The 21,687-nt window shown below is 63.1% G+C and carries 22 protein-coding genes; 7 read left to right on the top strand and 15 right to left on the bottom strand.

The features are described 5' to 3' along the window. Nucleotides 1–139: 139 nt before the first annotated feature. Nucleotides 140–1,159 carry an RluA family pseudouridine synthase gene (locus ACN0TK_RS05340; RefSeq protein ID WP_417308417.1) on the bottom strand — a complete coding sequence of 340 codons (1,020 nt, stop codon included), beginning with the start codon at nt 1,157–1,159 and terminating at the stop codon, nt 140–142. Between ACN0TK_RS05340 and ACN0TK_RS05335 the strand changes: the two genes are divergently transcribed. Beyond that, nucleotides 1,158–1,508 carry a hypothetical protein gene (locus ACN0TK_RS05335; RefSeq protein WP_417308416.1) on the top strand — a complete coding sequence of 117 codons (351 nt, stop codon included), beginning with the start codon at nt 1,158–1,160 and terminating at the stop codon, nt 1,506–1,508. The two genes, ACN0TK_RS05340 and ACN0TK_RS05335, sit on opposite strands and share 2 nt — an antisense overlap. Before the next feature lies 1 nt (nt 1,509). Here the strand turns inward: ACN0TK_RS05335 and ACN0TK_RS05330 are convergent, their stop codons facing one another. Together ACN0TK_RS05330 and ACN0TK_RS05325 are read right to left on the bottom strand one after the other, a co-directional pair. Further along, nucleotides 1,510–2,694 carry a hypothetical protein gene (locus ACN0TK_RS05330; RefSeq protein WP_417308415.1) on the bottom strand — a complete coding sequence of 395 codons (1,185 nt, stop codon included), beginning with the start codon at nt 2,692–2,694 and terminating at the stop codon, nt 1,510–1,512. Between the two features lie 235 nt (nt 2,695–2,929). Beyond that, on the bottom strand, nt 2,930–3,526 hold the full coding sequence (locus ACN0TK_RS05325) for a DUF1134 domain-containing protein (RefSeq protein ID WP_417308414.1): 597 nt from the start codon (nt 3,524–3,526) through the stop codon (nt 2,930–2,932). Nucleotides 3,527–3,707: 181 nt separating this feature from the next. On the opposite strand from ACN0TK_RS05325, the gene ACN0TK_RS05320 reads away from it, so the two are divergent. Continuing rightward, on the top strand, nt 3,708–4,196 hold the full coding sequence (locus ACN0TK_RS05320) for a YHS domain-containing (seleno)protein (RefSeq protein WP_417308450.1): 489 nt from the start codon (nt 3,708–3,710) through the stop codon (nt 4,194–4,196). Nucleotides 4,197–4,278: 82 nt separating this feature from the next. Further along, on the top strand, nt 4,279–4,953 hold the full coding sequence (locus ACN0TK_RS05315) for a histidine phosphotransferase family protein (protein WP_417308413.1): 675 nt from the start codon (nt 4,279–4,281) through the stop codon (nt 4,951–4,953). A 54-nt stretch (nt 4,954–5,007) separates the two neighbouring features. Here ACN0TK_RS05315 and ACN0TK_RS05310 read toward each other — a convergent pair whose 3' ends face one another. The 3 genes from ACN0TK_RS05310 to ACN0TK_RS05300 are packed head-to-tail and all read right to left on the bottom strand — an operon-like array spanning nt 5,008 to nt 7,273. Then, nucleotides 5,008–5,736: a hypothetical protein gene (locus ACN0TK_RS05310; RefSeq protein ID WP_417308412.1), complete on the bottom strand. Its 729-nt coding sequence runs from the start codon at nt 5,734–5,736 to the stop codon at nt 5,008–5,010. After that, on the bottom strand, nt 5,733–6,425 hold the full coding sequence (locus ACN0TK_RS05305) for a hypothetical protein (protein ID WP_417308411.1): 693 nt from the start codon (nt 6,423–6,425) through the stop codon (nt 5,733–5,735). Before ACN0TK_RS05305 ends, ACN0TK_RS05310 begins: the two co-directional genes overlap by 4 nt. After that, nucleotides 6,422–7,273 (bottom strand): ATP-binding cassette domain-containing protein, encoded by an 852-nt coding sequence (locus ACN0TK_RS05300; RefSeq protein WP_417308410.1) that lies wholly within the window; start codon nt 7,271–7,273, stop codon nt 6,422–6,424. The genes ACN0TK_RS05305 and ACN0TK_RS05300 overlap by 4 nt, the downstream gene beginning before the upstream one ends. A gap of 203 nt (nt 7,274–7,476) precedes the next feature. Between ACN0TK_RS05300 and ACN0TK_RS05295 the strand changes: the two genes are divergently transcribed. Then, nucleotides 7,477–7,848 (top strand): response regulator, encoded by a 372-nt coding sequence (locus tag ACN0TK_RS05295; protein ID WP_417308409.1) that lies wholly within the window; start codon nt 7,477–7,479, stop codon nt 7,846–7,848. Between the two features lie 40 nt (nt 7,849–7,888). Here ACN0TK_RS05295 and ACN0TK_RS05290 read toward each other — a convergent pair whose 3' ends face one another. The 7 genes from ACN0TK_RS05290 to ctrA form a co-directional block, all read right to left on the bottom strand. Further along, nucleotides 7,889–8,389: a DUF1772 domain-containing protein gene (locus tag ACN0TK_RS05290; protein ID WP_417308408.1), complete on the bottom strand. Its 501-nt coding sequence runs from the start codon at nt 8,387–8,389 to the stop codon at nt 7,889–7,891. Beyond that, a complete protein-coding gene (locus ACN0TK_RS05285; protein WP_417308407.1) occupies nt 8,386–9,021 on the bottom strand; it encodes a TetR/AcrR family transcriptional regulator C-terminal domain-containing protein in 636 nt (211 codons plus the stop codon). The genes ACN0TK_RS05290 and ACN0TK_RS05285 overlap by 4 nt, the downstream gene beginning before the upstream one ends. Before the next feature lie 125 nt (nt 9,022–9,146). Further along, nucleotides 9,147–10,721 carry a gamma-glutamyltransferase family protein gene (locus tag ACN0TK_RS05280; RefSeq protein WP_417308406.1) on the bottom strand — a complete coding sequence of 525 codons (1,575 nt, stop codon included), beginning with the start codon at nt 10,719–10,721 and terminating at the stop codon, nt 9,147–9,149. Between the two features lie 90 nt (nt 10,722–10,811). Further along, nucleotides 10,812–11,813 (bottom strand): ABC transporter permease, encoded by a 1,002-nt coding sequence (locus ACN0TK_RS05275; RefSeq protein WP_417308405.1) that lies wholly within the window; start codon nt 11,811–11,813, stop codon nt 10,812–10,814. Further along, nucleotides 11,810–13,390 carry a sugar ABC transporter ATP-binding protein gene (locus ACN0TK_RS05270; RefSeq protein WP_417308404.1) on the bottom strand — a complete coding sequence of 527 codons (1,581 nt, stop codon included), beginning with the start codon at nt 13,388–13,390 and terminating at the stop codon, nt 11,810–11,812. The genes ACN0TK_RS05275 and ACN0TK_RS05270 overlap by 4 nt, the downstream gene beginning before the upstream one ends. Nucleotides 13,391–13,506: 116 nt before the next feature. Next, nucleotides 13,507–14,463, bottom strand: a complete 957-nt coding sequence (locus ACN0TK_RS05265) for a sugar-binding protein (RefSeq protein ID WP_417308403.1) — start codon at nt 14,461–14,463, stop codon at nt 13,507–13,509. Nucleotides 14,464–14,748: 285 nt separating this feature from the next. Then, entirely contained in the window at nt 14,749–15,456 is a 708-nt protein-coding gene (gene ctrA / locus ACN0TK_RS05260; protein WP_417308402.1) for a response regulator transcription factor CtrA, read from the bottom strand. Nucleotides 15,457–15,885: 429 nt separating this feature from the next. On the opposite strand from ctrA, the gene fliI reads away from it, so the two are divergent. Both fliI and fliJ read left to right on the top strand, forming a co-directional pair. Further along, nucleotides 15,886–17,217 (top strand): flagellar protein export ATPase FliI, encoded by a 1,332-nt coding sequence (gene fliI / locus ACN0TK_RS05255; protein WP_417308401.1) that lies wholly within the window; start codon nt 15,886–15,888, stop codon nt 17,215–17,217. A 31-nt stretch (nt 17,218–17,248) separates the two neighbouring features. Continuing rightward, nucleotides 17,249–17,662 carry a flagellar export protein FliJ gene (fliJ, locus tag ACN0TK_RS05250; protein WP_417308400.1) on the top strand — a complete coding sequence of 138 codons (414 nt, stop codon included), beginning with the start codon at nt 17,249–17,251 and terminating at the stop codon, nt 17,660–17,662. 98 nt (nt 17,663–17,760) lie between these two features. Here the strand turns inward: fliJ and ACN0TK_RS05245 are convergent, their stop codons facing one another. Further along, nucleotides 17,761–18,771, bottom strand: a complete 1,011-nt coding sequence (locus tag ACN0TK_RS05245) for a PRC-barrel domain-containing protein (RefSeq protein ID WP_417308399.1) — start codon at nt 18,769–18,771, stop codon at nt 17,761–17,763. Between the two features lie 395 nt (nt 18,772–19,166). On the opposite strand from ACN0TK_RS05245, the gene ACN0TK_RS05240 reads away from it, so the two are divergent. Beyond that, nucleotides 19,167–20,540 (top strand): L-serine ammonia-lyase, encoded by a 1,374-nt coding sequence (locus ACN0TK_RS05240; protein WP_417308398.1) that lies wholly within the window; start codon nt 19,167–19,169, stop codon nt 20,538–20,540. An 18-nt stretch (nt 20,541–20,558) separates the two neighbouring features. Here ACN0TK_RS05240 and ACN0TK_RS05235 read toward each other — a convergent pair whose 3' ends face one another. After that, the gene (locus ACN0TK_RS05235; protein ID WP_417308397.1) at nt 20,559–21,680 is read right to left on the bottom strand and encodes a zinc-binding metallopeptidase family protein; all 1,122 of its coding nucleotides are present in this window, start codon (nt 21,678–21,680) and stop codon (nt 20,559–20,561) included. Between the last annotated feature and the right edge of the window lie 7 nt (nt 21,681–21,687).

Below are 21,687 nucleotides of genomic sequence, written 5' to 3'. Positions count from 1 at the left end.
CGGGCAGATAAGGCAGGTCGTGTCCATGTCGCGGCACACGGCTGCCGGACGTTATATATAGGATGCGTTTGGGCCATTTTAAGACCCCCCGACACCGCAAGTTGAACGGTTTTTGGCCGCTCAAGTTCCGGCATGGTGACTAACTGGTTGCAGCGCGGTCGTAAGGTTGCAGTTCGTCTTGCAAAAGCTGCAAATCCGGTGGCAGGGGCGAGGTGAATGACATGGTCTCGCCGGTGATCGGATGCTCGAATTCGAGTTCTGCCGCGTGCAGCGCCTGTCGCCCCAATCCGTCGACCGCAAGTCGCGCGGCATCCGGCAGGCGACGGGACTTGGTTGCGTAACCAGAACCATAAACCTGATCGGCGACCAGAGGATGCCCGAGCGAGGCGAGGTGAACGCGAATCTGGTGGGTGCGGCCGGTTTCGAGCATGCAGCGGATGCGAGTGACATCCCAGCCGTCATCACCGAAGCGCGCTTCGACGGCGTAGTGGGTTATTGCGACGCGACCGTCGGACCGGATGGCCTGCTTGAGCCGGTTGGCCGGGTCGCGCCCCAAGGGTTCGTCGACGCTGCCGCTGGCCTGCTCTGTGCGGCCCCAGACCCAGGCGAGATAGGCGCGGTGCAGCGGGCCGGTGCGGCCATGATCGGCGAACTGATCCGACAGGTGGGCGTGTGCGTGCTCGGTTTTGGCAACGACCATGACGCCCGAAGTGTCCTTGTCGAGCCTATGGACAATTCCGGGCCGGCGCACGCCACCGATGCCGCTCAGGCTGTTGCCGCAGTGATAGAGCACGGCATTGACCAGCGTGCCGGAGGTATTGCCCGGCGCGGGATGAACGACCATGCCGACCGGCTTGTCGATGACGAGCAACTGCTCATCCTCATACAAGATCGCGAGCGGGATGTTCTCGGGTTCGGGCTCGGCATCAACCGGCTCGGGGGCAGTCAGAACGAGGATCTCGCCGGTTTTCACGCGATAGTTCGGTGTCGTTGCCGCTGCGCCATTGATCGTGACGGCTCCGGCCAGTATCAGGTCCTTGATCCGGTTGCGCGAAAAGGCGGGCAGGGCGCGGGCAAGGACGGCATCGAGCCGGCCACCGGCGTCAGCGGCCTCAATGGCAACTTCCCATTCCATGTCCTCGTCGGATGACACCTGCATGAGCGATCCTCAAGATTTAGGACCTGAACCCGAGATCACGCCGGAGGCACATCGGGTTCTGACCCGTGCGCGCCGGTCCTTCATGGTGTCGGTCGGTCTGCTCGTCGTCGGGCTTATGGCCATCGGTGGCGCCCTTGTCTACCGCAGCTCGCAGAATAGCGGTGCCGAGGCCGGCGGCGACTATGTTATCGCGGCCCTGAAAATTCCCGACGGTGGGCAGGTGGTATCAGCCGTGGCGGCCGATGGAAAAGTCACGGTGACCTATCAGATGGGTACCTTGACCAGTGTGCGGATCTTCGACGGCAAGACGGGCGAAATGGTGCGCGAAATCCCGGTGGTCAGCGAATAGGCTATTCGCCCTGATGTAGCTGGCGGAGGGCTTTCAGCCGGTCCGACACGGCATGCTCGTCGGCCTGGCGCGGATTGGGGCCGCGGAAATCGGCCGTCTCCGCCGGTTCCAGTTCGGCTTCGGTGGCGAACTTTTGTACCCGGTCGAACAGGCTCTCCTCGTTGTCCTGGAAGCCATTGCCCTCGAGCGCAAAAACAATTCGGCTGACATCTGATGCGATGTCGTTCAGGCGCTCGCGCAGATGGGCCTGCTCCAGGCGCTCGCTGTTCCAGTCCGCCATGACCGTGTGTTCCACATCGGCGATCTGGGTGCGCAGTTTTTCCATCTCCTCCTCGATCGACAGCTTCTCTGCCAGCAGCATGTCACGCTTTTCTTCACCCTCGTCGACGATCCTGGTGGTCTCGGAGAGCAGGTGGCTGACACGGTCCTCGGCATCGGCGATGCGCGCCTCTGCAGCCACCAGTTCCGAACCGGCTGCAGCCGCGGCATCGGCACTTTCGGCTAGCTTTTCTCGCAGCTCTGCCGCGTCGGTATTGACCTCGGCATTTCGGTCGGTGGTCGTTTCCAACTGGGCGATGAGCGAGCGGTTCTGCTCCTCCACGAACTTCAGGCGCTTGCGTTCGGTCTCGATGTGCTGGAGCAGGCTGTCGACGGCTGCATTGTAGTCGCCGCTGATCGACTTCCCGTCGAGCGCGAAGGCGCGGGGCGTGTTGCCGCGGATGGTTTCGCGGGCATCTTCCAACTGGCTGGTCTTTTCGCCCAGTTCGCGGTCGCGCATACGCAGTTTCTGGTTGAGATCGGCGCTTTCCTTTTCGAGCTCCAGCACGCGGCGGCGCAAGTCGCCCTCGCGTTCTTCGAGCTCGCGAACGATCTGCAGGTGGCTGTCGCGCTCGCCCTGTATGCCGCCAAGCTCGGATTTCTTGCGGTTGATGTCGCGCAGCTGATCGGCGAGGCGGCGGCGCAGCGCCTCGACATTCATCTCGAGGCGCCGGGTCGACAGCGCGAACTCGGCGCGCAGCTGATCCTTGTCGGCGCGAAATTCTGCCATGGTAATCGGGGTCGCAGCCTCGATCCGTTTCTTGGTGAGGCGGACAGCGCGCTTCCACACGGCAGGCATGATGATAAGTGCTAATAGCCCCGAAACGAGCAGGCCAAGCACGAAATACATAATGTTTTCAACGAGCATAGCACTGTTCCGCGAGTACGCGCGCACCAAGGCCGGAGGCGACGGGCCACCAGAATGGCAGGCAGGGCCGAACCGGGCCATGTTTGCCAGTCAGTAACCTTACCGGATCACGCAGGCGCCGTCACGATCCAGCTTTGCGACGGCGTTACTACCGAATTGCCATCTCAACGCTACACACGTGAATGCTCGCTGAATGGCTGTGACACCTTGCCCGGACCTTGCCCGATATGGTCGATCAGAAGGGGTTCCAGGTCGGCTGCTGGGTGAACTTGAGGTAGCCGACATTGACGCCGAGGCGGGCGCCGACACCCGAGCGAATGGGCACCATGACGACGTCGCCATATTTAATGACGGTCATGCCGAGCCCGCCGAGCGCATAGGCAGAACCGTCGACGCCGGGGTAGCGGCCATAGACGTCGCTTATGCTGTTGAGGTTGTAGACCAGCATCATCACTTTGGAGCCATCGCCACCAAAGTCGAGGCCGATCGTCGGGCCCTGCCAGTAGACGGGGTGCTCGCCCTGATTGCGGGTGAACATCGTGCCTTCGCCGTAGCGGGCCCCCGCGAAAATGGCGCCGCCGGCTTCCTCGCCGAGGATATATGCATTGGGCAGACCGAACTGGCTGACGGCACGTTCGACCAGCGACGCGAGGCCCTGGGCGACGGAGCCGAAAAAGGCGCCGCCCTTGGCGACCAATTCGTCGCCCGAATAGGTGTCGGACACCGAGCCGTTGCTGGACTGCGCGTAGGCCAGGGTCGGCGCGATCGCGAGCGTCGCGGCGCTGAGCACCAGGAAGGTGGCGAGGATGATGAAGACCATACGATCGATCATTCGGAGACTCCGCGGGCTAAACTGGTGGTTGGTGCAGCCATTTACGTCGTGCTTACCCCGGTGTGGGCAAGCTGTGCCGTATCCGGTCCAACCTGAACAATCAGGCTAGGCCCTCAAGGCGGCGATCATGCGGCAAAAGCGTAAACAAATCTTAACCATAAGCCGTCGGACGGCTGCGGTGATGCTGCTCGGGGGGCTGCTGGCGCCTCTTTTTGCACGCGCCCAACCTCTGGTGACCGCAATTGTCACCGATCCGCTCACCGGCGTGGCGCTGGAAGGCTATGATCCGGTCAGCTATTTCGTCGAAGCCGATCCGCGCCTCGGGGACCCGGCCTTCAGCGTCGACTGGGGCGGTGTGCCGTGGTTTTTTTCATCGGCCGCCAATCGCGACGTCTTTACGCGGCACCCAGAAATCTACGCTCCGCAGTTTGGCGGTCACTGCGCGATGAGCCTGAGCCGCGGTTTCCTGTCCGACGGCAAGGCCCGGCTCTATCTGATCGACCAGGCCAAACTCTATCTGTTCTACTCTGTCGCCAACCGCGAAGCTTTTCTCGTGGCTCGCGCCTCCGCCCGTAGGCGCGCGGCTGAAAACTGGGAAGAGCTGTCCGACCAGTTGGTCGGTGAGGAAGCGAGCACAGCGGAAGCGCTTGAGAGCGCTGCCGAACAGTAGTGGACAGGCAAGGCGGCTTGGCCGGTGGCGGAAATCCACTATTGTTTCGCCGAAGTGATTCTCTTGGACAAGGCGACGGGCTATGGCGGATATCATCGAGCTGAAGGCGACCGATCTCGCGGCGATGCTGTGCTCGCGCGTGTGTCACGACCTGATCAACCCGGTCGGGGCGATCGGCAATGGTCTCGAAGTACTTGGCGACCCGACGCAAACGGCGATGGCCGAGGGCGCGCAGGAACTCATCGCGAATTCGGCCAAGCAGGCGCGGAACAAGCTCGAGTTTGCCCGGCTGGCCTATGGCGCCTCTTCTACGGCCGGCACCGATTTCGATACCCGTGAATGCGAACGTGTGGCGCGGCTGCTGTTCGAGATCGAGAAATCCGACCTCGACTGGCAGGTGCCGCTGATCCTTCTGCCCAAGCACAAGGCAAAGCTGTTCATGAACATGCTGCTGATCGCCACCATGGCGGTGCCGCGGGGCGGGCTGGTGACGGCGAAGATAGATGGGGCAGCGGGTGAAGAAGTATTCACGCTGGTGTCCACCTCGGACCCCGAAAAGCGGCAGAAGACGCTGATGCCGTCAGGGGTCGAGGAGCTGCTGTTCGGCAATCCTGAGGGCGGTGTGGACGCCCGCGGCATCCAGCCGTTCTATACCGGCATTCTGGCGCGGATGACCGACATGGAGCTCAAGATCGGCGTTGAAGACGGGGTGTTCACCTTTTCGGCGACACCGAAGCCCGCCGAGCAGGCGGCCTGACTCTTTCGCATTGGTGTTAAGCGGGGCGGTGTCTGCGACGCCGCCCTTTTTCGTTCAGCGCCTGATCCGCCGCAGCAGTCCTGCGACGACGATTGCGTGTACGGCGAGGGCAAGCGCTGCGGTGATCCAGAGCGGCATTGCCTCGGCAGGGGGCACCAGCAGCAGCTCGCCCAGCCAATAATGCGGCACGATGCCGAAAGCGTAGCGCCAAGGGAATGGCAGCAGCGCCGCCAAGGGCGCCATGGCGAGGATATTGGTGAGTTTGGTCAGCGCCAGACCTTCGACCTTGTTGCGGGCCATGGCCGGCAGGATGGCGGCTGAAAGCACGGCTTCAATGGCGACCAGAACAGATATCAGTGTCGCGAGGGGGAAGCTGATACCGGGCAGCAGCAGGAGGATGCCATAGATGGTGAGACCCATTGTGAGCCCGGCCGCCAGCGCTGCGCGATAGCCCAGATAGGCCCGCGCCCCGAGTGGGGTGATGGCAACCGCCATGAGGGCGCCTTCGTCGCGATCCTCAAGGGTGAGGAAGCCGACGACCCAGCCGATCAGCAGCGCCGGCAGCACGAGGAACGTCGGGATCAGGTAGCGCGTGAAACCGGCCGCATCGAAGGCACCGAGGGCGGCCGCGTCGATGTCGCTGCGCCAGATGGCGAGACCCAAAGCCGGAAGGGCGCTCATCACCATGACGATGAGCAGCATGGGGTCGCGGACAATATTGCGCAGATCGTACTGAACGATGCGGCGCCAGCGGCCGGACTGCGTCAGCAGTGGGGCGCTCACTTGCCGAACTCCGTCTTGAGATCGCGGATGGCGAAGGCAAGGCAGGCGATGGCTGTCATCGCCGCAATCGCAAGCCCGATGCCGACCTCTAGCGGATCGGCCGGTACGGCACCGAGCGCTGCGAGGGTGAGGCGCAATTGCGCTGCGGTGGGGATCAGCACGATGGGCAGCGGCATTTCCGGCAGCAATGCCAGAAAGCCGGGGGCGATCAACGGTGTGAGCAGGGCGCCGGAGCCGATCAGATAGGCGTTAACGGTGCGGCAACGTCGGGCAAACGCAACGCCGATCCCGATATAGGCAAGCGAGGTGAGCACTACAGTGACGCCGAGCAAGATCAGGTTGGCATCGGCATGGGCAAAGGGCACGAGGATGAAGGTTGCCACGAGACCGAGCCCCGTCAGGGTGATCGCCTTGCCGGCGATATAGTCCGCGGCGCCGATCGGCGTGGCGGCCAGCGCCATGCGGGTGTTTTCGCCGCGCTCGAGCAGCATGAGAGCGCCGAGGAAGAAAAAGCCAACGACGGCCGGGTCGGTATAGACGATCACCGCGGGTACCCAGGTGGGCACCAGTGAGCCGGCCAGCAGGAAAAACGTCACGTAGAACGCGGTGACGACGGCATATGCAGCATAAATGCCGTAGCGGAACTGCAGACGCGTATCGTGGGCAAGGATGGGAACGAGGGCTGTCATCGGGCGCCACCCGTCGCCGTGATGAAGACATCGTCGAGGCTGGCTTCGCGAGTATGGAGCGAGACGATGCGGCCCGTTTGCAGCATGGCGAGAAATTCTGAATTGCTGCCGATCGTCTCCATCGGGAAGCTGTGACGTTCGAGCTCGGGTTCGGCGCTGAGGGTGACGTCCAGCTCGCGGCGGCCGTAGCGGCGCATCAGCTCGTCCGGAGCGCCGGTGACCGGCACCTTGCCATCCACCAGAAAGCCCACCCGATCACAGATCTCGGCGGCTTCGGCCATGTTGTGGGTGGTGATGAAGATGGTGCGGCCTTCGGACTTCAGCCGGCGCACGAGATCGCGCACCATGCGCGCACGGGAAGGGTCCTGTCCGGCAGTCGGTTCATCGAGAAACAGCAGTTCGGGGTCATTGATCAGCGCGCGGGCCAGGTTGAGCCGCATCTTCATGCCCTTGGAAAAGCGCTCGACGCGCTGATCGGCAGCGTCGGCGAGATCCACCCAGCCGAGAAGCTCCATCGGGTCACGTTTGGGCGTGGAATAGAAGCTGGCGAACAGGGTTAGGTTTTCGCGGGCTGTCAGCCGCAGATAGAGCGCCGGGAGTTCGAAACAGACACCGATGCGCTCGTAGAGTGCACGCCCAAGGCTGCCGGCCGGCTGCCCGAACACGGTGGCTGTGCCGGAAAAGTGGCGCTCGAGCCCCATCAGGATGCGCTGGGTCGTGGATTTTCCCGCGCCGGACGGACCGAGCAGGCCATAAACCTCGCCATTCTCGACTTTTAGGTCGAGCCCGTCGAGGGTGGGCTGTGTGCCACCGGGCCAGGTGAAGCTGAGGTTCGAGATGGAGATCATCGGGTGACGCTGTCGGGCCCGCGCGTTGCCGCGGGGTCCGCCCTGACCAAATCTTGCCGCTGGATACGCCCATGGTCGGTTGCATCCAAGCAAAATCGGGACCTTTGGGCGGCAAATATACCCCGTGCTAACCATTCGCGGGCACAAATACGGGCTATAGACCCTAAGTGCCCGAATGAACGGACCGCGGGAGCACGCTTTTCATGAAATCCTGTCTGATCGTCGATGACTCAAGTGTGGTGCGTAAAGTGGCGCGCCGAATTCTTGAGGATCTCGACTACATTGTCGACGAGGCCGAAGACGGACAGGAAGCGTTCGACAAGTGCCGGCAGGAGATGCCTGATGTGGTGCTGCTGGACCGGGAGATGCCCGTGCTGGGCGGGCTCGAATTCCTGAAAATGCTGCGCGGCTACAATGGCGGACAGGCTCCGCGGGTGATCTATATGGTCACCGAGAACGACGTGGGCGCCGTGGCGATGGCGCTGAAGGCCGGCGCTTCGGACTATATGATGAAGCCCTTCGACCGCTTTCAGCTGGAAGCCAAGTTCGTGGCGCCGGAAGAAGCGGCCGTCTGACCGCTTGCTTGCCGCCAATCGAGCGCGGTGCGCTCTAAACTCACTGCCGAGGCTTGATCGCAAGGATCGCCACTCCGGTCAGCGCCAGTGCCCCACCGGATGCGATCGTGCGCAGGATGTTCCACATTTGCCAGGGACATGAATAGGCCTGCCAGATCGCTTGGGCCGCGCTTGTGTCCTGCGGAATGGCGGTCACGGCCAGGGCTTCGTTCATCGACACATTCACGACCATGGTCAGCACGAGTCCACCGAATAAATAGACGAGGCCGCCGGCTGCAAACAGCAGCGCTGCACGGGTCTGCCCGGCGCTGCGCGCGATTAGCGCGGTGGCCAACAAGACAAAGGGCGTTCCGAAAAAGGCCGGCGCGAACACCGCGTTGCGCACTGAGGCGTTCATGGCCTGCATCGCGGCGATGGCGACCTGAGGTTCGGCCGCGTCGAGCCCCCACATGGTCGAGCACACCCACGCATAAAAGAAGCCGAAGATGGCGCCGCTGAAAAGCAGCGACAGGAGGGCGAAGATTTTCAGGGTGCGGGTCATGGCTGTTCGGTCCTGTCGGCAGCGGTGGGGACGGCGTAGAGGCGGAGGAAGGCGGTCGTCGCACCGGCGGCGCGCTCCGCGATCTGCTCGGGCGTGAGTTCATCGAGGACGCCGATGACACGGCGCACCTGAAGGTCGCCGATCAACAGACGGAAGTAGATGTCGGCGGCTTCGGCAGGGTCGTCACAGGAGAGGGCGCCGTCGCGGTGGGCGGCGGCGAGCAGATCGCGGAGCAGCGGCGCCATGGTGCCGCGCCCGAAGTTTGCGATGGCCGGACCTAGGGTGTGCGTGTCGCTGACGTCACCGGCGGCAGCGCGATTGAGGGTGATGGCCTTGTCGCCGGTGACCATGGCGAGCAGGACCGGCCCGAGAGTCCGCAAGGTTGCGATCGGATCGCCACCCGCCTCGAGGGTGTCCTGAAGCAGATCCCGAGCCTCGGCGACATTGGCTTCGACCAGTGACCGGAACAGGGCCTGCTTGCTGCCGTACCAGGTGTAGAGCGTCTCATTGGAGGCGGAGGCGCGCCGGGCGATCGCCAGCAGGGACGCGCTCTTGTAGCCGGACTCCTTGAGCACGGCATAAGCCGCCGCTTCGATCCTCTCGCGCCGTGCGATTTGCTTTGGTGTCGGCATCTCATCTCTCCCGATGACAAAACCGTATAGTTATGTACGGTTTTGTCAAGACGCAGATTTGAGCCAGGCCGCACGGCACTGTCGCGCAGCGTCAGGGGCGCAGGATTGCGGAGAGGGTCGGTTAGCTAGTAGCCCAGCGCCAGGCCGTCCTTGCGGTGGTCGGAGCCGCCGATCAGTACGCCGCGCTGGTGGTCGATCCAGATGGCCTGGCAGCCGCCGATCGGACCGTCGGTCCATTCTGTGGCGTGGCCCATGGCCTCGAGTTCGGCACGAACCGTTTCGCCGAAGCCGGGTTCGAGCGTCAGCTTGCCATTGAAGGCGAAGCTGCGCGGCGCTTCGTTGGCCAGTTGCGGGTCGTAGCCGCGATCGAGCACATGAGTGAGGAAATGCGCGTGGCCGGCGGCCTGGAACTGGCCACCCATGACCCCGAACGGCATGAGGGGGCGATTGCCGTCCATCAGCATCGCCGGAATGATGGTGTGGAGCGGGCGCTTGCGAGGACCAAGCGCATTGGGGTGGCCCTCAGCCAGGGTGAAGCCGGAGCCACGGTTCTGCAGCAGCACACCCGCGTTTGGCGCATAGATGCCGGAGCCGAAGGTGGCGAAGATTGAGTTGATCAGCGAGACCGCGTTGCGATCGCGATCGACGACGGTGAGATAGACGGTGTCGCGATGCAGCGGCCCATCCCACATCGCCGGATCGGAGGCGCGGTCGGGCCGGATCGGGTCGCGCAGACTGGCGATGAAGCTGTCGGACAGGATGTCCTCGACGGGCATCGGCAGATGGGCCGGGTCGGCAATTAGCAGGTCGCGGAGGCGATAGGCGGCCTTGGTTGCCTCGGCGAGAAGATGGATGCGTTTCGCCTCCGAGACGTCGCCAAGATCGAAACCATCGAGAATGCGCGCGATCACCAGTGCGGCGAGGCCCTGGCCGTTCGGTGGGCATTCGAGCAGGGTGCGATCACGGAAACTTCCGGCGATGGGGCTGGTGAAAAAGCCCTCGAACGCGGCGAAGTCGTCGGCTGAGTGGGTGCCGCCGAGGCTGGTTAGTGTCGTGACGAGTTCGTCGGCGACCGGACCAGTGTAGAAGGCGTCCCGTCCATTGAGCGCGATGGCGCGCAGGGTGGCGCCGAGGGCGGGATTGGCGTGGATGTCGCCGGTGCGCGGCGCGGGCAGATATTGGGCCGCGGTTGCGGGGTAGGTGCTCAGGCGGTCGCCGGATCGGGCCCAGTCGTAGGCGACGCGGCCCGTCACGCGGTGACCGGATTCGGCGAGGGTGATCGCAGGCAGCAGCAGGCGATCGAGCCCCATGGTGCCAAAGCGCTGGTTGAGCTGGCACCAGGCGTCGACGGCGCCGGGGATGGTGACGGCGTGCGGCGAGGTCTCGGGAATGGCGGTAAGGCCCTCGGCGCGCAGGGCGTCGGCAGAGGCGCCGGCCGGGGCCCAGCCCGAGCCATTGAAGGCCGCCACCTCGCCGCCGGCGGGTGCGACAATGGCAAAGCAGTCGCCGCCGATGCCGGTCATTCCGGGTTCGACGACGCATTGGACCGCGACCGCGGCCAGTGCCGCATCCATGGCATTGCCGCCGCTGCGCAACGTATCGAGCGCGGCGAGGGTCGCCATGGGATGGGAGGTGGCAGCCATGCCGTTTTCGCCGATCGCGGCAGAGCGGCCGGGGCTGATGTAGTCGCGTTCGTGCATCGGGGCCTCGTCGAGTGGAGCCCCCAGTTTAGCGGTTGGCGGCACAGATGGAAGGCCGGGGTTTAGCCCGACCGACCAGTCGCGCGTGGATTATTCGGCGGGCGCCGGGGTCTCCGTGGTCGGGCTCGCCCGCGCCGCTTCGGCCTGCTGGCGCCGGGCACGGTAGCGGTTGAACTGCTGGTCGACGATGACGCCGATAAGGATGACCCCGCCCATCACGGCAAAATTCAGCGACGACGGAATGCCGAGCAGGTTCACAAGGTTCTGCAATTCCTGCAGCAGGATGGTGCCGAGGATGACCCCGACGATCGAGCCTTCGCCGCCGCGCAGCGAGAAGCCGCCGAGCACGGCCGCGGCAATGGCGTAGAGCTCGTAGAAATTGCCCTGCGAGGAGGGCTGCACGGACCGTGTGTACATGGCGAAGAACACGGCTGCGAGCGCGGTCAGACCGGCGCAGATGACATAGGCCGAGGTGATGACGAGATCGGTGCGGATGCCCGAAAAGCGTGCCGCTTCCTCGTTCTTGCCGATGGCGAAAAGGTAGCGGCCGAAGACCGAACGGTGCAGCACGATCCAGGCAATGATGCCGACGACCGCCAGCACATAGACCGAAACCGGCACGCCGCCGATGCGCGCGACGAAGAAATCGAGGCCGGGATATTCGGAGCCGAAGGGAAAGCCGGCGGTGGCGTCGGCCGTGTAACCGCGCGCGACGCCGCGATAGATCAAGAGGCCGCACAGGGTTACGACGAAGGGCTGCATCTTCAGTTTGGTGATGAGCAGGCCATGGGCGAGGCCCAGCAGCAGGCCGAGAACCAGCACGATGGCGAAGGCAATGGGCCAGGGTACGCCCTTGTTGCCGACGAGGTCGACGAACAGCGTACCGAGCAGCGCGATCATCGACCCGGCGCTGAGCTCGATACCGCCGGTCATGATGACGAAGCCCTGGCCAATGGCGAAAAGGCCAAACAGGCCGATCAGATTGGCGGTGTTGGCAATGTTGTTGGGGCTCAGGAACAGCGGATTGCGCAGGAAGACGATGAAGCCCACCGCGAGAATGAGGACCAGCAGTCCGAGATCTTTCTTGTTCATCGCGTCATGTCCTGTTGCGGGCGGCCGGCGCTGGCCAGAGGTTTGCCAATGGCGAGGGAGAGGACGTTTTCCTCGGAGAAGTCGGCGCGCTCGAGCTGGCCTGAGATGTGGCCCTCATGCATGACGGCGATACGGTCCGAGACGCCGATCACCTCTTCCATGTCCGAGGAAATCATCAGCACAGCGACGCCGGAGTCGGCGAGGCCGCGCATGAGGCGGTAGATTTCGGCCTTGGCGCCGACGTCGATGCCCCGGGTCGGCTCGTCGAAGATCAAGGCGCGCGGCCGCATTGCAAGCCATTTTGCCAGAACGACCTTCTGCTGATTGCCGCCGGAAAGGCTGCCGGTGCGCGTTTGCACAGTGGGCGCCTTGATGCTGAGCTCGGTGCGGCTCTGTTCGGCCTGCTGGCGTTCGCGGCTGGCGGAGACGAGGCCGCCCGGCGACAGCGATGGCAGGTTGGGCAGCGAGATGTTCTCGGCGATCGGCAGGTCGAGCAGGATGCCCGCACCCTTTCGGTCCTCGGGAACGAGGTAAATGCCGTGTTTGACCGCATCGCTGGCGGAGTGGAGCGTCAGCGGCGCGCCGTCGAACTGCAATGTGCCGGCGTTGGCCCGGTCGATGCCGAACAGCACGCGCGCGAACTCGGTGCGGCCCGAGCCGACTAGGCCGGCAAGGCCGAGGATTTCGCCGGCATGCAGGTCGAGATCGACGTCGCGCCCGGGATGGGCGGTAGTGCGGATGCCGCGGGCGGAGAGCAGGGCGCCGCCGCGCGCGGCCTTGGGCGGGTCGTACTCGACCCGCAGGGCCCGGCCGATCATCAGGCGAACCATGTTGTCGTGGGTGATTTCGGCCTTGTCGAGTGTGCCGACCTGCACGCCGTCACGCAGCACCAGCACACGATCGCAACTGCGGGTGATCTCGCCGAGGCGGTGGGTGATGAAGATCACGGCAATGCCGGCAGCCTTCAAGCCCGCGATCACCTCGATCAGCCGGTCGGTTTCCGCCACCGGAAGCGATGACGTCGGTTCATCCAGAATGACGAGGCGGGCGTTGACCGAGAGCGCCTTGGCGATCTCAACCAGTTGCTGCTGCGCCAGCGACAGGCGCGCCGTTGGTGTGCTCGGGGTGAAGCTGGCGCCGAGCTTTTCAAGATAGGGCGCAACATCGGCGCGCATCTTGCGCGTATCGACCAGTTTCAACGGGCCGCCGGTCAGGGGTTCACGGCCGATGAAGACATTGGAGGCGACATCGAGATTGTCGAACAGGTTCAGTTCCTGATGGACGAACGCAATGCCGGCGCGCATCGACCCTGAAACCGTAAGGCCGGGCAGGGCCGTGCCGTCTATCTCGATCGTGCCGCTATCGGGCTGAATGACGCCGCCGAGGATTTTCATCAGTGTCGATTTGCCGGCGCCGTTTTCGCCCACGAGGCCGATGACCTCGCCTGGCGCCACCGACATGTCGACGCCCGCCAGTGCGACCACGCCGGGATAGGTCTTGCGCACGCTGGTGAGGCGCAGGAAAGGCTGAGCAACGGAGCGCGGCGGCGCACTCAACTCGGCAACTGGGTCGGGCATGGGCAATTCACTGTGGTCAAGGCAAAGTCAGGCGTCTGGCGGCCGATGACGCAGACAGCGGCGGCAGGGGAGAGCCTGCCGCCGCCGGGCGTCGCGCCAGGACCAGAGCGCGAACGTCAGCCGTTGATCTTGGCCTTCAGGTCGGCCTCGAACTCATCCACGTTGGACTGGTCGATGACCTTGGTCGGCACGATGATTAAACCGTCATCCGGCAGGTCGACGCTGTCGGCATCCTCGAGATAGGAGGCCATCAGCTTCATGCCCTGATAGCCCCACTCGAAGGGCTGCTGCACGACGGTCGAGGCAAAGGAGCCCTCACGCACGGCACCCAGGGTCACCGGGTCCTCGTCGAAACCGACGACGGTGATGGAGCCGAGCTTGCCGGCGGCCTGCAGCGCTTCGTAGATCTTGGGCGGATTGTACGAATAGAAGCCGACCATGCAGTTGATCTCGGGATTGGCGACCAGCACGTCATCGACATTGGTGCGAGCGCGCGTGAAGTCGACATCGTCGCCGCGCACGTCGACCAGCTCGATATTGCTGCCTTCGATGGCCTGGCGGAAGCCGGCGATGCGTTCGATGGCGTTATCGGCGCCGAGGAAGCCGACGAAGCCCATGCACTTGCCTTCTTCGCCGTCCATGGCCTTGACCATTTCCTCGCCCGCCTGAACACCGGCAAGGGTGTTGGAGGAGCCGAGATAGGCGATACGATCGGAATCCGGCGCATCGGAGTCGGTGGTGAACAGCGGCACCTGAGCGGCGATGCGGTTGAAGGCATCGATCGAGTTCTTCGGATCGGCCGACGAGATCATGATGGCGTCGGTGCCGGCGGCGACCAGATCATCCATCAGCGCATTCTGCAGCGCAGCAGTGCCTTGGGCCGGGTACTTGAACTCGAGTTCGTAGTCGGGCAGCTCGCCCTGGGCCTTTTTCACGCCGGCTTCGGCCAGCTTCCAGAAATCGGACGCCGCGTTCACGACGAAAGCAAGCTTGGGCTTGTCCTGAGCAATGGCGCCGGACGTGAGCACGAGTCCTGCGGCCAGCACGGCCGCCAGGCTGATGACAGACTTCATAATTTTCCTCCCTGCCGCCCTAGTGGCGGTGATGCACGTACCTCAAATCTGCCGCCAATATTTTGGTCGGTCAGGCTTTGTTTTGGCACGCCAAAAGGCGTGGCACGTTCATTTATAGTATAATATTAATTTGGCCCGTCAAGCCGCAGTCGCGAAGCTTTCCCCTGCGATGGCTCGGGGCGCTACTGTATAGGTGTTTTGCGCTATCTTCAGGCTGCAGGCGCAACAAAAAACCCCGCGTCGAAAGGCGCGAGGTTTTTTGACAATGCAGCAGTTCCGGCCTGATCAGGCGACGCTGGATTCCAGTGTTTCGACATCATCGGGTTCACGCAACACGTAGCCGCGGCCCCAGACCGTCTCGATGTAGTTGCGACCACCGGTTGCAACCGAGAGCTTTTTGCGCAGCTTGCAGATGAAGACGTCGATGATCTTCAGCTCTGGCTCGTCCATCCCGCCATAGAGATGGTTGAGGAACATTTCCTTGGTGAGCGTGGTGCCTTTGCGCAGCGAGAGCAGCTCCAGCATCTGATATTCCTTGCCGGTCAGATGGACGCGCTGGGACTGAACCTCGACGGTCTTGGTGTCGAGATTGACCGAGAGGTCGCCGGTGTTGATGACCGACTGCGCGTGGCCCTTGGACCGGCGGACAATGGCATGGATGCGGGCGACCAGTTCGTCCTTGTGGAACGGCTTGGTCATATAGTCGTCGGCGCCGAAGCCGAGGCCGCGCACCTTGTCCTCGATGCCGGCCAGGCCGGACAGGATGAGGATGGGGGTCTGCACCTTTGCGACACGCAAGGTGCGAAGCACCTCGTAGCCCGACATGTCGGGAAGGTTCAGATCCAGCAATATAATGTCGTAGTCGTAGAGCTTGCCCAGATCCACGCCTTCCTCACCGAGGTCGGTCGTATATACATTGAAGCTCTCAGATTTGAGCATCAGTTCGATGCTCTGCGCCGTGGCGCTGTCGTCCTCGATCAGGAGCACACGCATGCCGTCTATCCCCTTTAACCGTTCCTTGCTGGAACCGGGCGGAAAAGCCCATTTGGCTCTCAGCCCTAACCGAACCCTACTGGATATGACTCAAAGCTAAGCGCAATTAGTTAACAAAGTTTAATTCCGATCCGCAAGCTTCAATCCACGTCTTGCTAACTTTTATCCAAGCCCCTGAAAACCCTAGCGAAAAAAGAAATTCTCGACTTAAGAAACTAGGTTAAGAAACCCCTGCAATCGACTCTGGCGACTCGTGGTTTCAGGGGGTGACGGTTCCCCGATGGAGCCGCCGCGAGAGCAAGCCTTACCGGCCCGTTGACAGGTAAGGTGAACCACAATGGTTAACGAAATCGCGTTAAGGATCGGTTACCGTTATCCTATGGCCGAATCGCAGGTAGAGGCGGGTAGCCGCCGGGCAGAGGACATATCGTGAAATCGCTGACTGCTGCCATCGATTCCATCGATGATTACGAGGTCTTCGGGCGAGTACGTACCGTCCAGGGCCTGCTTGTGGAAATCGTCGGGCCGGTCCTCGAGCTCAAGGTGGGCGGACGCGTGGCGATCGAGACCACCGGGGGCGGGGTCCTGCAGGCCGAGATCATCGGGTTCAGTGAGGGGCACGCGATGTGCCTGCCGTTCGGGCCGCTAACCGGTGTCCGGCTGGGCTGCCGGGCCGTGTTCAGCGCAAACAGCGGCGCGGTCCGCCCGTCGCCAGAGTGGCTGGGGCGGGTGGTCAATGCCAATGGCGAGCCGATCGATGGCAAGGGGCCCCTGCCACAGGGATCAACCGCCTATCCATTGCGCCAGACGCCGCTGCCTGCCCATGAGCGTATGCGCGTTGGGGAACCGCTGGATATGGGCGTGCGCGCTCTCAATACATTCACCACCATGTGCGACGGCCAGCGCATGGGCATCTTCGCCGGCTCCGGCGTCGGCAAATCGGTGCTGATGAGCATGCTGGCGCGTAATGCCCAGGTCGATGTCGCGGTCATCGGGCTGATCGGCGAGCGCGGACGAGAAGTGCAGGAGTTCATCACCGACTATCTCGGCGAGGTCGGTATCAGCCGCGCCGTCGTGGTGGTGGCGACCTCGGACGAGGCCGCGTTGATGCGGCGCCAGGCCGCCTATCTGACGTTGACCCTGTCAGAGTTCTTCCGCGATCAGGGCCAGCAGGTGTTGTGCATGATGGACAGCCTGACGCGATTTGCCCAGGCGCAGCGCGAGATCGGCCTTGCCATCGGCGAGCCGCCGACGGCCAAGGGATATCCGCCCACCGTATTCACCGAACTGCCGGGCTTGCTGGAGCGGGCCGGCCCGGGCCTTGCCCATTCAGGCTCCATTACCGGGTTGTTTACCGTTTTGGTGGAAGGTGATGACCACAATGAGCCGATTGCGGACGCCGTGCGCGGCATTCTCGACGGGCACATTGTGATGGAGCGTTCCATCGCCGAACGAGGTCGTTATCCGGCGGTGAATGTTCTGAGGTCCATATCGCGCACGATGCCAGGATGTGTGCCGGAAAATGTCCGGCCGCACCTGCAAAAGGCAAGAGAGTTCATGTCGACTTTTGCCGACATGGAGGAACTGATCCGCCTGGGGGCATACCGCAAGGGATCAGATCCTGGCGTGGACCGCGCCATCGCCATCCAACCGGCGCTAGAGGCTTTCTTGAGCCAGCAGCGGGAGGAGCGGACGTCGATCGCCGACAGCTATACGATGTTGGAAGCGATTCTCGACAAGGTGAGCGCCGAACAAAAGTGACGGTGGCTTGAGGGTGTAAGGAGTACAAGTCATGAAATCGCGGAGCGAGAGCCTGATCCGGCTCAAGAAGTTCCAGGTCGACGAAAAGCGCCGTCAGTTGGCGCAGATCGAGATGATGGTCGCCGACTTCGAGCGCATGGCGCACGAGTTGGACCAGCAGATCGAGATCGAACACCAGAAAACCGGCATTTCAGATGTGGCGCATTTCGCCTATTCTACCTTTGCCAAGGCCGCGATGGGGCGCAGGGACAACCTGCTGGCCTCGGCGGGCGATATGAAGGGCAAACTGGAAGCCGCGCAGGATGCGCTGGCTGAGGCCGTGGAAGAACTCAAGAAGGTGGAATTGCTCGACCAGCGCGAAACCGGACGGGAAGCCGCTGCCGATGCCAAGGCCGAACAGGCCGAATATGACGAAATGGGGCGGATCCGGCACATTCGGAAATAGTCCGGGGTAAACAGTCCGCTCCCTACTCCCCACACCAGCGTCGTGACATAAAAAAGGCCCGCCGAAGCGGGCCTTTCGTCGTTCGGGTGGGGACCCGATTACATCGCAGCGTCGGTGGTCAGAAGCTGCTGGTCACGATCGGTATTGAAGGTGTCCGCGTCGAAGGCAACGGCGTTATCCAGCTGCTCGCGGGTGACGTTCACGAACAGGTAGCGGTTGTTCGACTCGTCCAGAGCAAAGCTCAGGTTGTCGACCGAGACAGCGACCGGCTTGGTGCCGATGCCGAGGAAGCCGCCGAAGTCGATGATCACGGCTTCGACAGTCGTGCCATCTTCACCGAAGACCACGTCGCCGATAGCACCGAGATGCTCGTCGTTCGGGCCATAAGCATTGGTGCCGATGAGCTCTTCAGCGGTCATCGCCTGGTCGGTCAGCGTCGTGCGATCGATCGGGCCAGCCACCGGCTGCTGCATACGGTCGGTCGCAGCGACGTCACCGGTAGTGTCGGTGGCCGGAGCCATCGCCGTATCGTTGGCCGGATCCATCATGGTGTTGTCGGTCGCCATGGCGTTGTCGTCAGCCGCCATGTTGTCGTCGGCTGCCATGTTGTTGTCCGTGGCCATGTTGTTGTCCATGGCCATGTCATCGCGGTCGACCGTCTCGAAGTCCGGAGCGGACTCAAGAGCTTCCTTGGTGGTCGGCAGGACGAGGCGGAGTTCGCCGTCTTCGTCAGTCGTCCACTGCAGCTCGTCATAGTTCACGGCGACGTTCTTTTCGCCAAGACCCAGGAAGCCGCCGACGCCGAGGACCACGGCAGCGACAGTGCCGTCTTCGGCAATGACGAGGTTGTTGATATCGCCAACCTGCTCGGCATCATTAGTGGCAGCGCCATAAACCGGCATGCCCATGATTTCGGAGGCCAGGTTGTCGGTATCGACAACGGTATAGCCCGTGGCGAGGATCGAGGTGCTCATCGCCGGATCGACGACCACTTCTGTATCCATGGTCGTGGTCTCAGAATCCATCGCGTTGGCGGGGGCATCCTGGGCGACCGCGCCGCCGACCAGAAGGGTGGCAACTGCGGTAGTAGTCAAAAGGGTGCGGAGCATCGTATGTTCCTCTCGTTCGTGTGTCTCATGAACAGGGCTGTGCGGCACATCGCTTGGCTGTGGCGTGCCGCACGGCCCGTTGCAGTGACAACGAGCTTCCCGCACACTCGTTCCCGCGTCGCAGTGCGATTGGTTGGGATTTGGAATTAAAAAGGGCCGGCTCCGTTATCGGAGTCCGACCCTCATCGCCTCCCAGCGACTTGTTGGGGCGGCAGCCAGCTCGGCCGAGCAGCGTTGCCCCAGTTTCGTCACAATAGCGGAAACGCGGCGCAAACGGCGCGCAGCCGGGTTAACGGGTTAGCAAAAGGTAAAGTTGTATCGGTCTCGTCAGGGTGTTCTGCACCGTGGCGCAGCGGCTTGACCGCGCCCGAGCGTGCTCACACAGTGCCGGCACAATGTTTGTCTCGGTCTTCGATCTGTTCAAGGTCAGCGTGGGGCCGTCCTCGTCGCATACGATGGGGCCGATGCTGGCGGCCGGGCGGTTTCGCGACAAGGTTGCGGGCCTGCCGGCAAGCGGCGCAGCGATCGAATGCCGTCTCTATGGGTCACTGGCTTACACCGGCGTCGGGCACGGGACGCAACGCGCGGTGCTTTGCGGGCTGCTGGGCATGACACCGGACAGTTATGATCGTGAGGCGGCCGATGCCGCGCTCGCTGCGTTGGCGGTAAGCGGCACCGTGGAAATCGGCGGCCATCGCGTGCGGCTCGATCCGAAAACGGCGATCATTGCTGAAAAGGGCAGCCAATTGCCGGGTCATCCGAATGGCCTGCAGTTTCGGTTGCTAAAAGGCGCGCCGGACCTGCTGTCGGAAGTCTACTATTCAGTTGGCGGGGGCTTCGTGTTGAGCGAGGCGGAGCTGGAGGCCGATCGCCGCGGGGCAGGGGCGCCGCAGCAAGACGTGCCCTATGCCTTCGGAACAGCGGCGGAAATGCTGGAGATGGGCGCGGCGTCCGGGCTCAGCATCGCGGAAATGAAGCGGCGGAATGAACTGACCCTCCGACCCGCGACGTCGCTTGATAATGACATTCTGCAGATCTGGGGGGTGATGGAGCGGTGCATCGACCGGGGTCTGGCCGGCGCAGGTGAGCTTCCGGGTGGGCTGCAGGTCAAGCGGCGCGCCGGCGGATTGAAGGGGCATCTCGACGGCATGGCCGGGCGCAATTCGGTACCGTTGCACTCGGCCGTCGACTGGCTCTCGGCCTATGCCATGGCGGTGAACGAAGAAAACGCCGCCGGCGGGCAGGTGGTGACGGCGCCGACAAACGGGGCCGCAGGCGTGCTACCCGCCGTGATCCGCTATTATCTGGACCTGGTCCCCGGGGCGCAGCGCGAAAAGGTGCCGGACATGCTGCTGGTTGCGGCGGCTGTGGGCGGGCTGATCAAGTTCAACGCCTCGATTTCCGGCGCAGAGGTCGGGTGCCAGGGCGAAGTCGGCTCGGCATCGGCGATGGCTGCGGCAGCGCTCTGCGCTGCGCTCGGTGGCACCAATAAACAGATCGAGAATGCCGCGGAGATCGCGCTGGAGCATCACCTAGGGATGACATGCGATCCGGTGCGCGGGCTGGTGCAGATCCCGTGCATCGAACGCAATGGCATGGGCGCGGTGAAAGCGGTGGCCGCGGCGTCACTGGCCCTCGTGGGCGATGGCACGCACATGGTGTCGCTCGATGCGTGCATCGAGACCATGCGCCAGACCGGCCGCGACATGGATGCACGCTACAAGGAGACCAGTCTCGGCGGGCTCAGCCTGGCGTTTCCCGAGTGTTGAGCGTGGCGGGTTGCCGCCTCAGTCCTCTGCCTCGTTGGGCGAACTGATCGCAATCGGACCGTCAGGACCCGGGACGGTCCATTGCATGGCGCCGGCGTCGTGGATCAGCCGCGCAATGAAATCGAGTTTTTCGATGATCGCCGGTGTCAGGACGAAGGGATAGGCGTCGCTCTGGCCGACGGCGCGGTTGAGATTGTTGATCAGTGAGGTCAGCGGAATCCAGTTGTGGATCAACTCGTTCGTGTTGACCGGCCCGTAGGGGTCGAAATCGAGCCGGCCGGACATCTCGCCGGTGCTGTCGACGTCAGGGTGCACCCTCAGACCAAAGGCGGTGGCCATCTCGGTGGTGTCGACGATGTGCAGGTAATGCGCGAAGGTTTCGGCGAAATCCTCCCACGGATGCGACGTGGCATAGGCCGAGATATAGGTCTGGTTCCAGTTCTCGGGCGGCGACTGGTAATGCGCCTTGAGCGCCTCACCATAATCGGCCCGTTCGTCGCCGAACAGCTGGCGGAACTCACCGAGCGTCGGTTTGCCGCCGACCAGGATGTCCCAATAGTGGTGGGCGATCTCGTGCCGGAAGTGACCAAGCAGCGTGCGGTAGGGCTCATTGAATTGCGTGCGGCGATATTCGCGCGCCGCATCGTCGGCTTCCTCCAGCGCAATGGTGATCACGCCGTCTTCATGCCCGGTCATCACCGGATCGGTGCTGGCGTCGTCGCTCAGAAAGCGGAAGCTCAGGCCATGCTCGGGGTCTTCGTTTCGCGTCGCGAGCGGCAGACCAAGGCGCAACAACGAGTAGAACAGGCGCTTTTTGGCGCGCTCGATCACCTGCCAGCGGCTGCGGTCGGTCGGATCATCGATATTGGGTACGGTATCGTTGTGGCGGCAGGCGCGGCAGAACGGATCGGCGCCGGGCTCGGACGGCACCAGCCAGTTGCAGGCGCCATGAGCAGCATTGGCGCAATAGACGAACTTCGCGCCGTCCAGGGCAGGGGCGGTATAGACCGTGGGGCCATCCAGTAGCGAAACGAGACGGTTCGTATTAGGCTCGTAGCCGAGCTTGCGTCCGCAATGACCGCATTTGGTATTTTCGAAATACAGCATGTGGCTGCAATTGTCGCAGCGGAAGAGTTTCATCTGAATA

The sequence above is a fragment of the Devosia sp. genome, from assembly GCF_048261455.1.
Lineage (GTDB): Bacteria > Pseudomonadota > Alphaproteobacteria > Rhizobiales > Devosiaceae > Devosia_A.
This window is presented reverse-complemented; position numbering and strand designations above follow the sequence as displayed.